Genomic DNA, 13,653 nt, shown 5'->3' on the forward strand with positions numbered 1-13,653 from the left:
CCGGTAGAGACGGACCGATGCATCCAGCCATCTCGGTCATCTTCTTCACCACCGCCAGCGGGGCTGGCTACGGGCTGCTCGCCCTGACCGGGATCGGGCTGGCGCTCGGCCTGGTGCCGGCCGACCGGCTGTTCGGACTCATCGCCCTCGGCCTGGCGCTGACACTGGTCACGGCGGGACTGCTGGCCTCGACGCTGCATCTCGGCCACCCGGAGCGGGCCTGGCGGGCCTTTTCGCAATGGCGCTCGTCGTGGCTGTCGCGCGAGGGGGTGGCAAGCGTGCTGACCTACGTGCCCGCGGCGGTCTTCGCCGCCGGCTGGGTGCTGTTCGGGCGGACCGGATCCATGATCGTGCTGGCCGGCCTGCTGGCGGCCCTCGGCGCACTCGTCACGGTCTATACCACCTCGATGATCTACGCCTCGCTCAGGACCATACCCGAGTGGGCGAACGGCTATACCACGCCGGTCTACCTGCTGCTTGCGGCGATGAGCGGCGCGGTGCTGCTCAACGCCGTCGCCGCGATGTTCGGCGGCGAACCCGTCGTCGGGTGGGTCGCTGCCGCGCTGCTCGCCGCCGGCTGGGCGCTGAAGCTTGCGGCCTGGCGGGCGAACGACACCCGCGCGCCGCCCGTCACCGCGGGGCGGGCGACGGGCCTCGGCGACGGGGCCGTCCGCTCGATCGAGTGGCCGCACACCGCGGAGAACTACGTGCTGAAGGAGATGGGCTACCGGGTCGCCCGCAAGCACGCGCGGCAGCTCCGGCGGATCGCCTGGATCTGCGCCTTCGCGGTGCCGCTGGCCCTGGTGCTGGTCTCGCTGGCTGCCGGCGGCGCGGCGGCAATCGCGGCCGCAAGCGCAGCCTGCGTCTTTGCGGGCCTGGGCCTGGTCGTCGAGCGCTGGCTGTTCTTCGCCGAGGCGCGGCACGTGGCGGCGCTTTACTACAGGCCGGCTGTGTAGACGAAACTGCTGTCTGGACCGGTCGGGAGGCTCGGCAATCCGTTCGTCCGCGCACTCCGGCGCGAATCGACGGACGCGGACCGCGCTGCCTGCGGCAGCGCGCCCCCTCCCCGACCCTCCCCCACGAGGGGGGAGGGAGAAGAGGGCCGATCCGCAGGCTACGGCGGCGCGGCGCGCCCCCTTCCGCGATAATGTCGACAGCGCAATGACCTAGGCGCGAGGCCCCCCCTCCCCCTCGTGGGGAGGGGTCGGGGGTGGGGCGCGCAGCGAGCTTCGGCGAGCGGAGCGTGCGGCGGTTGCCGTATCCGAGGACGCCTGCGTGCCGCCGGTGTTCGGGAATGGTGCTCGAGCCCTGGCTGTTCTTCGCCGAAGCGCGGCACGTGGCGGCGCTTTATTACAGGCCGGCTGTGTAGACGAACTGCTGTCTGGACCAGTCGGGCTCGGCTGTCCGCCTCCGCGCACTCGGGCGCGAACCGACCGATGCGGACCGCGCTGCCTGCGGCAGCGCGCCCCCTCCCCGACCCTCCCCCACAAGGGGGGAGGGAGAAGAGGGCCGTGCCAGAGGGAATGATATGGGCCGAGCACCGTAAGCCTTCCCTTCAAGGGACGCACCCCGCCTCCATCCGGCGAACGGGAGCAGACGGTCTCTACGCAGGGGAGGCAATAGAAGCAGAGGCTGGGGCAAGGATGCTCTCCTTGAAAGGGCGCGCGCCTCACCCTTCCACACATGGGAGCAGTAGACGTGAGCCGTGCCACAACAACTCCCCTCCCCCTCGTGGGGAGGGGTCGGGGGTGGGGCGCGCAGCGAGCTTCGGCGAGCGAAGCGTGCGGCGTTCGCCGCATCCGAGGACGCCTGCGTGCCGCCGGTGTTCGGAGATGGTGCTCGAGCGCTGGCTTTTCTTCGCCGAAGCGCGGCACGTGGTGGCGCTGTACTGCCGGCCGGATGGATAGACGAGACTGCTGTCGGGTCGAAGCGGAGGCTCGATTGACCGCTCTCCGCGCAATCCGGAGCGGACCGACGGACACGGACCGCGCTGCCTGCGGCAGCGCGTCCCCTCGGCGATAATGTCGACAGGGCAATGACCTGGGCCACCACAACTCCCCTCCCCCTCGTGGGGAGGGGTCGGGGGCGGGGCGCGCAGCGAGGTTCGGCGAGCGGAGCGTGCGGTGGTTGCCGCAGCGGCTTCGCCTGCCTTCGGCTGGCGCTTCAGCGCCGGCAGTTCGTCGCCGATGCGGCACGCTGGTGCCGCCGCATTGCCCGGCTCGCCGGCGGCGTCTACAGCGCGGCGACCGTCAGGTTGGTCATCGTCTCGATCGGCCCGCCGTCCTCGACCCGGTCGACGACCAGGAAGGTGAAGCGGCCCGGCTGCGGGTTGCGGATGATCATCGTTGCCGCGCGGTCGCCGTTGATCTCCTTCGGCCAGGTCGCGTCCAGCGTCAGCACGTTGCCGCTGCGCGTCCCCGACAGCTGCACCGGGCCGGCCGGCGATCCGTTGTAGACGCCGGAATAGCGGCCCGTCTGCGGCTCAAAGCGCAGTTCGACGCTGATGTCGCGGGTGAAGATGCCGAGCGCCCGGCAGGTGCCGCGGATCGCCGCGCCGGTGTCGGAGCTGGACCCCTCGAGCGCGCAGCTGACCTGCCGGTTGCTCGCCTGGGCGTTCTCGCGCACCTTGCCGCTGGCGCTCCACTGGCCGGCGAACCGCTGCAGGTAGGCTTCCTCGCCGCTGGCCCGCGCCTGCGGCGCCGCGAGGCTGCCGAGGCCCACAAGGGCGAGGGCGCCGCAGGCCATCGCGGCGTATGGAATCGATCGTCTACGCATCACATACTCTCTTCGTTTTTCGTTTTCGGGCTCCCGCCATGCGGGTCGTCATGGGTCCGGTGTTCCCGGACAACGCGAGAGGCCGCGGCAATGTTCCGGGCGAATCCCGGCGGTCGCCGCAATTGCCGGCTGCAGGGTGGGCCTCCGGCGGTTCTCCCGGATGCCGCGCGCAGCAGTTGCGATGTTGCCCGGTCGGTTGCCGAATGCGGCTGGCGAAAGATCCGGCGCGGCGGAGATCCTCGAATGCCTCCTCTCGCCCCTATCCCGCGTTACAGCCCGCAGCGAGGCACGTCCGAACAGGGCGGGGCGTGCCGGAGCGAAGGCGGACACGGCGGACCGGCCGTTTGCCCCAAGAGAGACCTCCGCAGGCCTCCGCGTATCAGACATGCGCGCGGACACCGCCGGGCCGCTGGCTATCGCGGCCACCGAATTGCGGTTGAGACGGGGCAAGAAGGCGGAGCAGCCGGTCGGCGCGATGCTCGCCGCCCTCGCCCATCGGGCGCGCGAGCCGTCGCCTCGCGAAACGATTGAACGGCGCGCCGCAATCCCCTATGGTCCGCCCGCATCCGGCGCCATGCACCCGTAGCTCAGCTGGATAGAGCGCTGCCCTCCGAAGGCAGAGGTCACAGGTTCGAATCCTGTCGGGTGCGCCATTCCCGAACAAAAGAGAGAACTACGGGCGCAGACGTTTCCAGGCCCTCGGAGGCTGTTCGTGCGAGGACGGCTTTGGTAGACGCCCGATCCCGTCGAAATGCTCATACGGCGTGGTCGCCAAAGTCGTTGCCGGGCCGCGCACAGCCGATACCGGCAGTCGTGGACGCAGCGATGTGATGCGCGATTGACGCACGGCTTTCGAAGACGCACGCACGGTCCGCGGCGGAATGCGGAAACTGTCGCGACAGGCCTCCCCGAGACTTCATCGCATCGAGTTCGGCAGCGCGAGGACCAGCCAGGGGAAGGCGGTGAGCAGGGCGAGGCGCAGGATTTCCATTCCCACGAAGGGCAGCACGCCCCTGTAGATGGCGCCGAGCGGGAGGCTGGTCTCCATGCTCTTGATGACGAATACGTTCAGGCCGACCGGCGGGGTGATGAGGCCGAGCTCGATGGTGATGACCACCAGCACCCCGAACCAGATCGGGTCGAAGCCGAGATGCTGGATGATCGGGAAGATGATCGGCACGGTCAGCACGATCATCGCCAGGCTGTCGAGGAAGCAGCCGAGGATCAGGTATCCGAACAGGATGAGGGCCAGGATGACCAGCGGCGGCAGGTCGAGGGTGCCGATCCATCCGGCGATCATGTGCGGCGCCCCGGTCACGGCGAGGAAGTAGCCGAACATCACGGCGCCGATCAGGATCAGGAAGATCGACGCGGAGGTGCGGCAGGTTTCGACCAGCGCCCCGCCGATCTCGCGGATCGGAAGCTGGCCGCGCAGGACGCCGATGGCGAGCGTGAAGATCGCGCCCATCGCCGCGGCCTCCGTGGGGGTGAAGTAGCCGTAGTACATGCCGCCGAGCACGAGCAGGAAGATCAGCACGATCGGCCAGATCTTCGCATAGGCGGCAAGCCGGTCGCGCCAGCCGAACCGGGCGCCCTGCGGCAGGCTCTCCGGCGAGACCCGCGAGATGATCGCAATGACGCCCATGTGCATGACGACGGCGAGGATGCCGGGCACCAGGCCGGCGACGAAGAGCCGCCCGATGTCCTGTTCGGTGAGGATCCCGAACACGGCGAGCGCGACGGAGGGCGGGATCAGGATGCCGAGCGTTCCGCCGACCGCGATAGTCGCCGCGGCCACCCCCTCGTCGTAGCCGCTGTCCCTCATCGGCTTGAGCGCGATCCTGGTCATGGTCGCGGCACCGGCCGCCGACGACCCGCAGATCGCGGCAAAGCCGGCGCTGGCGGCGATCGTCGAGAGGGCGAGACCGCCGCGCCAGTGGCCGAGCGTCTTCAGGCCGGCGTCGAACAGCCGGGCGCTGATACCGGAGCGGAACGCCGCCACGCCCATCAGGATGAACAGCGGCAAGAGCGCCAGCGCCGGGTCGGATGCGGTGCGGATCGGGGCGCTCGCCAGGACCGACATCGCCGGCCCGAAGCCGACGACCGTCGCGTACCCGGCAAAGCCGACGATCGCCATGGCGATGCCGATCGGCACCTGCAGCACCATCAGCGCAAACAGGGCGGCGAAGCCGACGGGGGCGAGCAGTTCATTCGCCATGGAGGGTTCCCTGTCCGACCAGGTGCCCGGGCCGGCCGGGCGCGTCGCCGGGGGCAGAGCGGCGGTGCCTTGAAGAGAACCAGCCGAGAGCCAGCGCAACCGCCATCAGGGCCGTGAGGACGAGCCCCGCCCAGGCGACCGCGGCGAACGGCCATAGCTCGAAGCGCAACTCCGGAGTGACTTCGCGGCTGCGCAGGACGAGGGCGAACTGCCGCTCCCCGGCAACCGCCATTAGCACCATGAAGGCGGCCGTCACCAGATTGGCGAAGACGCGGATGGCGAGCCGGACGGGTGGCGGCGCGACCGATCCGAGGAACTCGACGCGGACGTTGTCGTCGTGACGAAACGCGACCGCCGCCGCCCAGAAGACCATCACGCCCATGAGCATGCTGGAGAAATCGATGGCATCGGGCAGGTTCGCGCCGAACGCCCGCAGGACGATGGCGGCCGCCGTCACAAGGGCCACAAGGGCAAGCGAGAGGGCCGCGACGAGATCTGCGACCCTCTCCAGCACTGCGAAGATCGAACGCGAAGCCATCGGCTACCCGGATCAGAAACCCGCGCCGGCCTGCGACAGGCGGGCCTGAAGATCCTCCATCATCGGCCCGGCCGCGCCGTCACCGTAGCGCTGATCGACCTGCGCGGCCCAATCCGCGTACAGGCCCTGCGCCTTTTCGACCCACGGCGCCCGGTCCTCCGGCGCGACTGTCACGATCGTGTGGCCGCCGATGTCCTCGAGCTCCTGCCGGCCGTCCTGTTCCCAGGTGGCCCAGTCGCTGGTGATGCGCTCGGACCATTCGGGCGTGCAGTGATCGTCGATGACCTTCCTGTTTTCAGGGCTCAGGTTTTCATAGAAGGCCGGGTTCACCCCGTACATCGCCATCGGCACGTAGAACGGCAGGTCGACGTGGTGGACGAGGTCTTCGGCGAGCCCGAAATTGATGATCGTGTTCCAGGGGAAGGTGACGCCGTCGACCACGCCCCGCTCGACGCCCTGCCGGGCCTCGGGTGCCGCGAGCTTCACGGGAATGGCGCCCAGGGCCGCGAGATAGTTGCCGACGCTGGCAGAGGCCGGACGTATCTTCATGCCCTTCAGGTCGCTGATCGTCTCGACCTTCGCCCTAGTGTGGATGCGGCCGGGATCGTGGGTGGCGAAGAGACAGAACCTGATCTCGGGCATCTCTTCCCTGGCCTTTTCGGCGTACCACTCGTGCAGCACGCGGGCGCCGGTGGCGGCATCCGTCATCAGGAACGGCAGCTCGCCCGCTTCGATGATCGGGAAGCGACCCGGCGAATACCCCGAGACGAACCAGCCGGCGCCCACCTGGCCACTGGCGATCATGTCGTAGTGGTCGGCCGCCTTGCCGAGTTGCTGGGCTGGGAAGATCCGGACCTTGATGTCACCGCCGGAGGCTTCCTCGATGGACTTCGCCCACATCTCCGCGCCGGCGTGGACGCGATGTCCGGTCGGCACGAAATGCGAGAATGTCATCGTGGTTTCGGCTGTAGCCGGCTGGCTGAAAGCAGCGCCCGAAAGCAGCGCCGCGGCGACCCACAGCGTGATCGCCGGTACGCATCTGCGTCTGGTCATGGCATTTCTCCCTTGCAATAGACTGATCGTTCGTTCTTTGAATTCATTATTATTCGAAGTCCGGTACGTGCCACAAGAAAAATCGTCCGTTCGTTCTATTAATAGACAGCCGGTTTACGGGCGCCGTTCTGACCTGAAAGGTCAACGACTTGACGGGACTACGTTATCCAGGCCGCGAGATCGTCGAGGAAGCGGTCGGCTGCGGCAAGCTGCGACAGCGCGACGTGCTCGTCCGGCTTGTGCGCCACGGCGATCGTGCCGGGACCACAGACCACGGCGGGAATTCCTGCGTTCTGGAAGTTGCCGGCTTCGGTGCCGAACGCCACGGCGCCGTCGCCCGATATTCCGGTGAGGCGCCGCACCAGTTCGACGGCCGGACCGGTCCCCGCGGGATCGAGCGGCAGGACGCAGGCGAGCCGTTCGGTGTCGATCCGCGCCCCCGCGCAACCCATCCGCATTGCATCCGTCGCGGGTCCGAACAGGTGAGCAAGCAGCGTCTCCTCCAGGAGGTCGCCATCGACCTCCGGTATGTCGCGGAACTCCCAGAGAAGCCGCGACGATCGCGGGATCATGTTCACGGCCGTCCCACCGGACATCACGCCCGCATTGAAGGTACAAGTATCCGGTACCAGGCCCCGCGCACCCGATCGCCGGGTCGCGAGCTCCCCGAAGATGCGTTCGAGATGCAGGATGAAGCGGGCTGCGTGGACGTTCGCGCTGACACCGATCTGGCTCTGGCTGGAATGCGCCTCGAGCCCGGTAAATACCGTTTCGTAGACGCGCGCGCCCTTGTGGCAGGTTGCGACCTGCATCAGCGTCGGTTCGCCGACCACCGCGACCGCCGGCAGCGCTGTCGAGGCGACGAGATCGTCGACCAGCCGCGGCACCCCGCGGCAGCCGAGTTCCTCGTCATAGGACAGCGCCAGATGCACGGGGCGTCTCAACGTGGCGGGATCGAGGCGGGTCAGCATCGACAGGCAGCAGGCGACGAATCCCTTCATGTCCGCCGTGCCGCGGCCGAACACGCTTCCGTGCTTTTCGGTGAGCCTGAACGGGTCGGTGGACCACTGCTGGTCGTCGACGAGCACCACGTCGGAGTGCCCGGACAGAAGCAGTCCCGGGACGTCTACGGGGCCAATGCTCACCAGCAGGTTCGCCTTCGTGCGCTCGTCGTTGTAGGTCCGCCGCAGTCGCGCGCCTTTGGCCGCGACGAGGTCGCCCACCCAGTCGATGAGGTCGAGGTTCGACTTCGAGGAGACCGTGTCGAAGCCGACGAGCCGGTCAAGAAAATCGAGCGTGTCGCCTGCCATGCCGGTCGCGACCGACCTACCGCTCGCCGGTGCCGACGATGGTCACCGAGCAGACGTTCTGGGCCGGCGCGCCGCCCAGATTGTGGGTCAGGGCCAGCCGCGGCGCGTCGAGCTGGCGCCCGCCGGCCTGGCCCGTCAGTTGCAGCCAGCATTCGTAGAGCATGCGCAGCCCGCTGGCGCCAACCGGATGGCCGAAGCACTTCAGGCCGCCGTCGACCTGGCAGGGCAGCCTGCCGTCGATATCGTAGGTGCAGTCCAGCATGTCCTTCCACGCTTCGCCCTCGGCGCTGAAGCCGAGATCCTCGAGCGTAACGAGTTCGGTGATAGAGAAACAATCGTGCAGTTCGACGAAGCTCAGTTCGGCGCGAGGATCGGCGACACCGGCCTCGTGATAGGCGCGCCTGGCGGCGATCCGGGCCGTGTGGACATAGGACCCGTCCCAGCCGCCCTGCTGCATTTCCCAGCCGTTCGAGGTGACGAGCTGGATCGCCTTCACCGTCACCAGCGGCGTCTTGCCGAGCCCGCGGGCGATGTCGGGCGTCGTGACGATGGCGCAGGCGGCACCGTCGGAGACGGGGCAACAGTCGAACAGCCCAAGCGGCTCGGCAACGATCGGCGCGGACATCGCCTGCTCGATCGTGATGTCCTTCCTCAGATGCGCCTTAGGGTTCGCAACCGCGTTGGCGTGGCTCTTGGCCGAGGTATGGCCCATCGCCCGCTTCAGGTCGTCGCGCGCGATGCCGTGGCGCGCGGAATAGGCGGACGCGAGTTGCGAGAAGTTGCCGGGATTGGTGTGGGTCGGCAGGTACATCGGCACGAAGGTGCCGCGCGAGGCGGTCGGCAGGCCGGCGAAGCCGGTGTCCTTCAGCTTTTCCACTCCCATCGCCAGGGCAATGTCGGCCGATCCGGAGGCGACCGCGAAGACAGCGCCGCGGAACGCCTCGGTGCCGCCGGCGCAGAAGTTCTCGACCCGCGTCACCCCGATGTTGGGCAGCCGCAAGGCCTGCGCCATCGGCGTGCCGGACTTGCCGGCGCCGATGTCGTCGTAGTGCGAGGAATACCAGGCCGCGTCGATCTGCGTCGGGTCGATGCCGGCGCTCGCCAGCGCCTCCAGATAGGCCTCGACCATCAGCTCTTCCTGGCCGACGTCCCAGCGCTCCCCGAACTTCGAGCAGCCCATGCCGAGAATGGCGACCCTGTCTTTCAGTCCCGATGGCATCAGGCGCTCCGGCGGTCGGCTTCGTCGGTTGCTGCGCGGGAGGCAGCGCTGGCTGGCACCGCCTTCCAGAAGTAGCGCAGATAGGCGTTCTGCTCGTCGACATCCTTGATCCGGAAGACGAACCGCACCGCATCGCCGATGCGCATCGCCTGTGCGTCCGGGTCCGTGAACTCCATCATCAGGCGCCCGCCACCGTCGAAATCGACGAGGCCGTAGCAGGCCGGCGGCTGGTGCGAGAAGGCGAGGCCGTCTGCGGTCACGGACGCGATGCGGCCGAGGCGGTCGGCCAGAGGATAGGGGTCCTGCGTGTCGGCGAGCGGCGCCTGCGGGTTGGCGCTGATCCTCGAGGGCGGGAACTGCACGGCGCCGGTCTCCCGGCAGCGCCCGCCGACGAAGCCGAGCAGCGCATCGTTGTAACGATGGGCAACCGACAGCGCCTCGTTGACGCCGCCGCGCCCGCGCAATCCTTTCTCCCAGGGCAGGAGCCCGCAGAAGACTGGCAGCTTCAGATAATGGCGCTCCGGTATCCCGGCGTCGAGTTGCGCGGAGACCGCCGGACGCCGCTCCGCAATCGCCTCCGTCGCCTCGAACACCAGAGCGGTCGCCCCCTGGCCGAACTGCGCGAGGAGGATGCGCTCGCCCGGCTCGATCTCCTCCATGGCGGCGGCGAGCATCAGCAGCGCGTGACCGGTCCCGGTGTCGCCGCATCGTGCCGCCAGCGTATCCGCGATCCGGGCGTTGCCCAGCCCGGCCTTCTTTGCAACGGCGGAACCGATGCCGCGAATGGTGCCCGGAAAGACGAACAGGTCGATGTCCCCGGCGCCGACGCCGGCCCGGCCCAGCGCCCGCGCGATCGCGTCGGGAACGAGCTTGAGGATGCCCTCCTCGCGCACCCAGCGTTCCTCCCAGACCGTGGCGAAGTCCGATCCGGTCCGGCGGTACCGGTCGGCGAAGGGCGAGGTGAGGCTTGCCCCGCCGAGATAGGCGAGCAGGCCCGGCCCGGCTCCCGTCAAGACCGCCGCGCCACCGTCGGCAAGCTGCATCTCGTCGGCGCTGCCGGCGCGCGAGACCGGCCGGTCGGCGGCGACGACCAGTGCGGCGCTGGCGGCTTCGAGCGCCATGTGCAGTGTGACCAGCGCACCCCTCGGCGTGCCGGTGACGTCCTGCGCGATGCAATCGGGCGGCAGCCTGAGGGCGCCGTGGACGACGCTGGCGTTCTGCCGTTCCGCGAAGGCCGGCGTGGTGGTCGCGAAAGCGAGCGAGGCGATGCGATCGCCCGCATCCCTGCCGGCGCTGCCAGACAGGCAATCGCGCGCCGCCGCCACGGCCATCGTCGTGGAATCCTCGTCCCAGAAGGCGAGCGTCCTCTGGCCGGACGCGCTCCTGGCGAGGCCCGGCGCGAGCCAGCCGACGGCCTCGGCGATGCTTGAACGCTCCAGCCGGGCACGGGGCAGATAGGTGCCGATCGCGGCGATCCCGGTCACTTGCCGAGCTCGCGTTCGAGTTCCTGTTCGAGAAAGCCAGGCGCGCGTTCGGGAACCATCACCGCAATGGCGCGCACCACGACGGATTCGAACAGACCGGCCAGGTAGTACGGCTCGCCGGCGAGGAAGGCGTCAACCTCGGCGCGCGTCTCGTAGTCGAGCGCGAAAGCGCTGCCGACCACCGGTCCGTCGGGTTCGACCCGCATCGGGCCGCCGAACAGGATGTGGTCCTTGTGGGCGATCATGTAGCGCAGGTGTTCGGCGCGGGTCTTCTGCCGCAGGCCGGGCTTGGCGGGGTCGTCCAGACAGGTGATGTGGAAGGGCATTTGGTTCTCATCCCAATGTTCAGGCACGTCAGGCGTCACCCCAGTACCATGGCGTCGTCCTCGACCGTGTCGCCGCGGATCTGCTGGAACAGGTCCAGCAGGTGGGCGACCGTCATCGAACGGCGTTCCTCGCCGGTCAGGTCGAACAGGATCCGGCCCTCGTGCAGCATGATCGTGCGGGTGCCGTGGGCGAGCGCCTGGGCCATGCTGTGGGTGACCATCAGGACGGTGAGCTTGTCGCGCGCCGCGAATTCGTCGGTGAGGCGCAGCACGTTTGCCGCCGCGTTCGGGTCGAGTGCCGCGGTGTGCTCGTCGAGCAGCAGCGCCTTGTTGGGGACGAGGCAGCTCATCAGCAGGCTGAGCGCCTGTCGCTGGCCGCCCGACAACAGGCCGACCCGGTCGTTGAGCCGGTTCTCAAGGCCGAGACCGAGGCCGGCAAGCCGCTCCTTCCAGTGCGCGATCCGGTCGCGCGGCGCGCCGGGCCGAAGCGTCCGGCCGCGCGTGCGCTGGGCGGCAACGGCGAGGTTCTCCAGGATCGTCAGGCCCTCGCAGGTTCCCGCGCGCGGGTCCTGGAAGACGCGGCCGAGCCGGCGGGCGCGCCGGCAGGCGGTCTGGCGGGTGACGTCGTCGCCGTCGATCAGGACGCTGCCTGATGCGGGCATCACGTCGCCCGCGAAGACGCCGAGCAGCGTCGACTTGCCGGCGCCGTTGGTGCCGATCACGGTCACGAACTCGCCTTCGCCGATACTCAGCGAGACGCCGCGCAGGGCGCGGTTCTCGAGCGCCGTGCCGGGATTGAAGACGACGCTGACGTTGGCGGCTTCGAGCATGCCCTTGCCCCCTATCAAGAAGTCTGCTTCTGGGGGCTTGCCGCCTTGAGCCCGGCAAGCGACGGCTTCCGGAAGCGTGAGGCCGCGATCGCGGCGACGACGAGGACGGCCGTGACGATGTTGAGGTCCTGGGCGCGCAGGCCGATGGCATCGAGGTTCAGCGCGAAGGCGATGACGATCCGGTAGACGACGCTGCCGACGATCGCCGCGGCGGTGGCCAGGAAGATGGTGCGCACCGACATCACGGTCTCGCCGACGATGACGGAGGCAAGCCCGATGATGATGACGCCGACGCCCATGGTGACATCGGCGAAGCCCTGCGACTGGGCGAACAGCGCACCGGCGACCGCCACATAGGCATTGGAGATGCCGAGCCCGAGCGGCAGCATGCGCGCCCGGTCGATGCCCTGGGCGGCGGCCATGCGCGGATTGGCCCCGGTCGCCCTGAGCGCCAGCCCGACCTCGGTGCCGAGGAACCAGTCGAGCACGAACTTGCCAAGCGTGACGATCGCAAACAGCGCGATCGGCATCGACAGGTAGCCGGGGATCGGCAGGCCGCTCAGCGGCGAGAACACGGTGTCGGAAGCGGGCAGCGGCAGGTTCGGCCGGCCCATGATCCGCAGGTTCACCGAATAGAGCGCCATCATCACCAGGATGCTCGCCAGCAGGTGGAGAATGTTGAGCCGCACGTTGAGCTGCGCGGTCACGAAGCCGGCTGCGTATCCCGCAATGGCGGCGAACAGCGTGGCGAGATACGGATCGATGCCGTGCATGATCGAGACGGCGGCTATCGCCGCGCCGAGCGGAAAGCTGCCGTCCACCGTCAGGTCGGGAAAGTCGAGGACCCGGAACGACAGGAAGACACCCATCGCGACAAGACCGAATATCAGGCCGGCCTCGATCGCTCCCATGAGGGCGAACAGCGTCATGCTACTGGACGACCGTCGTGGCTTCGCCCAGCAGGTCTTCCGGCAGCTCGACGCCCATGTCCTTTGCCGAGCCCGGATTGAGGTAGAGCTCCAGCTTGTCGACGAAGCGCACCGGCAGGGCCGCCGGGTCGGCGCCCTTGAGGATCGCCACCGCGCTTTCGCCGGCCGCCGCGCCGATGTCGGCATAGTCGAAGCCGAGCGCCGCGATGGCGCCTCGCTCGACGGAACCCGTGTCGGCGGCGATCACCGGAATGTCGGCGTCGCCGCCGACCCTCACCACGGCCTCGATGCCGCTGACGACGGTGGAGTCGGTGGGAATGTAGATCGCGTCGACCTTGCCGACGAGGCTGCGCGCGGCGTCGAGCACGCCGCTCGACTGGGCGGCGGTCGCCTCGACGACGGCGAGGCCGGCCTTTTCGGCCTCTTCCTTGACGACGTCGACCTGCGCGACGGAGTTCGCCTCGCCGCCGTTGTAGATGACGCCGATGGTCCTGGCGTCCGGCACGATGCGCTTCACCAATGCGAGGTGCTTGTCGATCGGCGTCATGTCGCTGGACCCCGTGAGGTTGCGTCCCGGCGCCCCGTAGCTGTCGACGAGGCCCGCCGAGAGCGGATCGGTGACGGCGGCGAAGACAACCGGGATCTCGGAGGTCGCCGACATCGCCGTCTGGGCGCTCGGCGTCGAGATGGCGATGATCAGGTCGGGATCGTCGCCGACGAACTTGGTGTTGATCTGCACCTGGGTGGGCATGCTGCCCTGGGCGCTCTGCACCTCCAGGTCCATCGTCTCGCCGGGCACGTAACCGGCCTTTTCGAGCACCGCGAGGATGCCGTTCTTGGTCGCCTCGATCGCCGGGTGGTCGACGATGTAGCTCAGCTTGACGACGACCTTGTCGTCGGCGCGCGCCGTGACCGGTGAAATCGCCATCAGTCCCATCGTCAGCGCGGCCAGGGTGAGACCGGCCACCTTC

At 68.8% G+C, this 13,653-nt stretch carries 13 protein-coding genes and 1 tRNA gene; 3 read left to right on the forward strand and 11 right to left on the reverse strand.

Features of this window, described 5'->3' with window-relative positions; translation table 11 throughout:
* The first annotated feature begins 17 nt into the window (after positions 1–17).
* Positions 18–956 carry a dimethyl sulfoxide reductase anchor subunit family protein gene (locus V3328_RS13855; protein ID WP_340330268.1) on the forward strand — a complete coding sequence of 313 codons (939 nt, stop codon included), beginning with the start codon at positions 18–20 and terminating at the stop codon, positions 954–956.
* Between the two features lie 1,276 nt (positions 957–2,232).
* Here V3328_RS13855 and V3328_RS13860 read toward each other — a convergent pair.
* Positions 2,233–2,775: a hypothetical protein gene (locus V3328_RS13860; protein ID WP_340330269.1), complete on the reverse strand. Its 543-nt coding sequence runs from the start codon at positions 2,773–2,775 to the stop codon at positions 2,233–2,235.
* Between the two features lie 385 nt (positions 2,776–3,160).
* Here V3328_RS13860 and V3328_RS13865 point away from each other — a divergent pair, with 385 nt between their 5' ends.
* Positions 3,161–3,361 carry a hypothetical protein gene (locus tag V3328_RS13865; protein WP_340330270.1) on the forward strand — a complete coding sequence of 67 codons (201 nt, stop codon included), beginning with the start codon at positions 3,161–3,163 and terminating at the stop codon, positions 3,359–3,361.
* Positions 3,352–3,428: transfer RNA gene (locus V3328_RS13870), tRNA-Arg, on the forward strand. The genes V3328_RS13865 and V3328_RS13870 overlap by 10 nt, the downstream gene beginning before the upstream one ends.
* Positions 3,429–3,691: 263 nt before the next feature.
* Here V3328_RS13870 and V3328_RS13875 read toward each other — a convergent pair.
* The 10 genes from V3328_RS13875 to V3328_RS13920 form a co-directional block, all read right to left on the reverse strand.
* Positions 3,692–4,993 carry a TRAP transporter large permease gene (locus V3328_RS13875; protein ID WP_340330271.1) on the reverse strand — a complete coding sequence of 434 codons (1,302 nt, stop codon included), beginning with the start codon at positions 4,991–4,993 and terminating at the stop codon, positions 3,692–3,694.
* A complete protein-coding gene (locus tag V3328_RS13880; RefSeq protein ID WP_340330272.1) occupies positions 4,983–5,531 on the reverse strand; it encodes a TRAP transporter small permease in 549 nt (182 codons plus the stop codon). Before V3328_RS13880 ends, V3328_RS13875 begins: the two co-directional genes overlap by 11 nt.
* Positions 5,532–5,543: 12 nt before the next feature.
* A complete protein-coding gene (locus tag V3328_RS13885; RefSeq protein ID WP_340330273.1) occupies positions 5,544–6,584 on the reverse strand; it encodes a TRAP transporter substrate-binding protein in 1,041 nt (346 codons plus the stop codon).
* Positions 6,585–6,742: 158 nt separating this feature from the next.
* The gene (gene argE, locus V3328_RS13890; RefSeq protein ID WP_340330274.1) at positions 6,743–7,894 is read right to left on the reverse strand and encodes an acetylornithine deacetylase; all 1,152 of its coding nucleotides are present in this window, start codon (positions 7,892–7,894) and stop codon (positions 6,743–6,745) included.
* 16 nt (positions 7,895–7,910) lie between these two features.
* Positions 7,911–9,113, reverse strand: coding sequence for an acetyl-CoA acetyltransferase (locus V3328_RS13895; protein ID WP_340330275.1), 1,203 nt, complete (start codon positions 9,111–9,113; stop codon positions 7,911–7,913).
* A complete protein-coding gene (locus V3328_RS13900; protein WP_340330276.1) occupies positions 9,113–10,597 on the reverse strand; it encodes a 3-oxoacyl-[acyl-carrier-protein] synthase III C-terminal domain-containing protein in 1,485 nt (494 codons plus the stop codon). Before V3328_RS13900 ends, V3328_RS13895 begins: the two co-directional genes overlap by 1 nt.
* Positions 10,594–10,923 carry a YciI family protein gene (locus tag V3328_RS13905; RefSeq protein ID WP_340330277.1) on the reverse strand — a complete coding sequence of 110 codons (330 nt, stop codon included), beginning with the start codon at positions 10,921–10,923 and terminating at the stop codon, positions 10,594–10,596. Before V3328_RS13905 ends, V3328_RS13900 begins: the two co-directional genes overlap by 4 nt.
* A 35-nt stretch (positions 10,924–10,958) precedes the next feature.
* Complete coding sequence (locus V3328_RS13910) at positions 10,959–11,753, reverse strand: ABC transporter ATP-binding protein (RefSeq protein ID WP_340330278.1); 795 nt, start codon at positions 11,751–11,753, stop codon at positions 10,959–10,961.
* 14 nt (positions 11,754–11,767) lie between these two features.
* Positions 11,768–12,682 (reverse strand): ABC transporter permease, encoded by a 915-nt coding sequence (locus V3328_RS13915; protein ID WP_340330279.1) that lies wholly within the window; start codon positions 12,680–12,682, stop codon positions 11,768–11,770.
* 1 nt (position 12,683) lies between these two features.
* Positions 12,684–13,619, reverse strand: coding sequence for an ABC transporter substrate-binding protein (locus V3328_RS13920; RefSeq protein ID WP_452303570.1), 936 nt, complete (start codon positions 13,617–13,619; stop codon positions 12,684–12,686).
* Positions 13,620–13,653 lie beyond the last annotated feature (34 nt).

Source organism: Microbaculum marinum (assembly GCF_037855135.1).
GTDB classification, from domain to species: Bacteria; Pseudomonadota; Alphaproteobacteria; order Rhizobiales; family Tepidamorphaceae; genus Microbaculum; species Microbaculum marinum.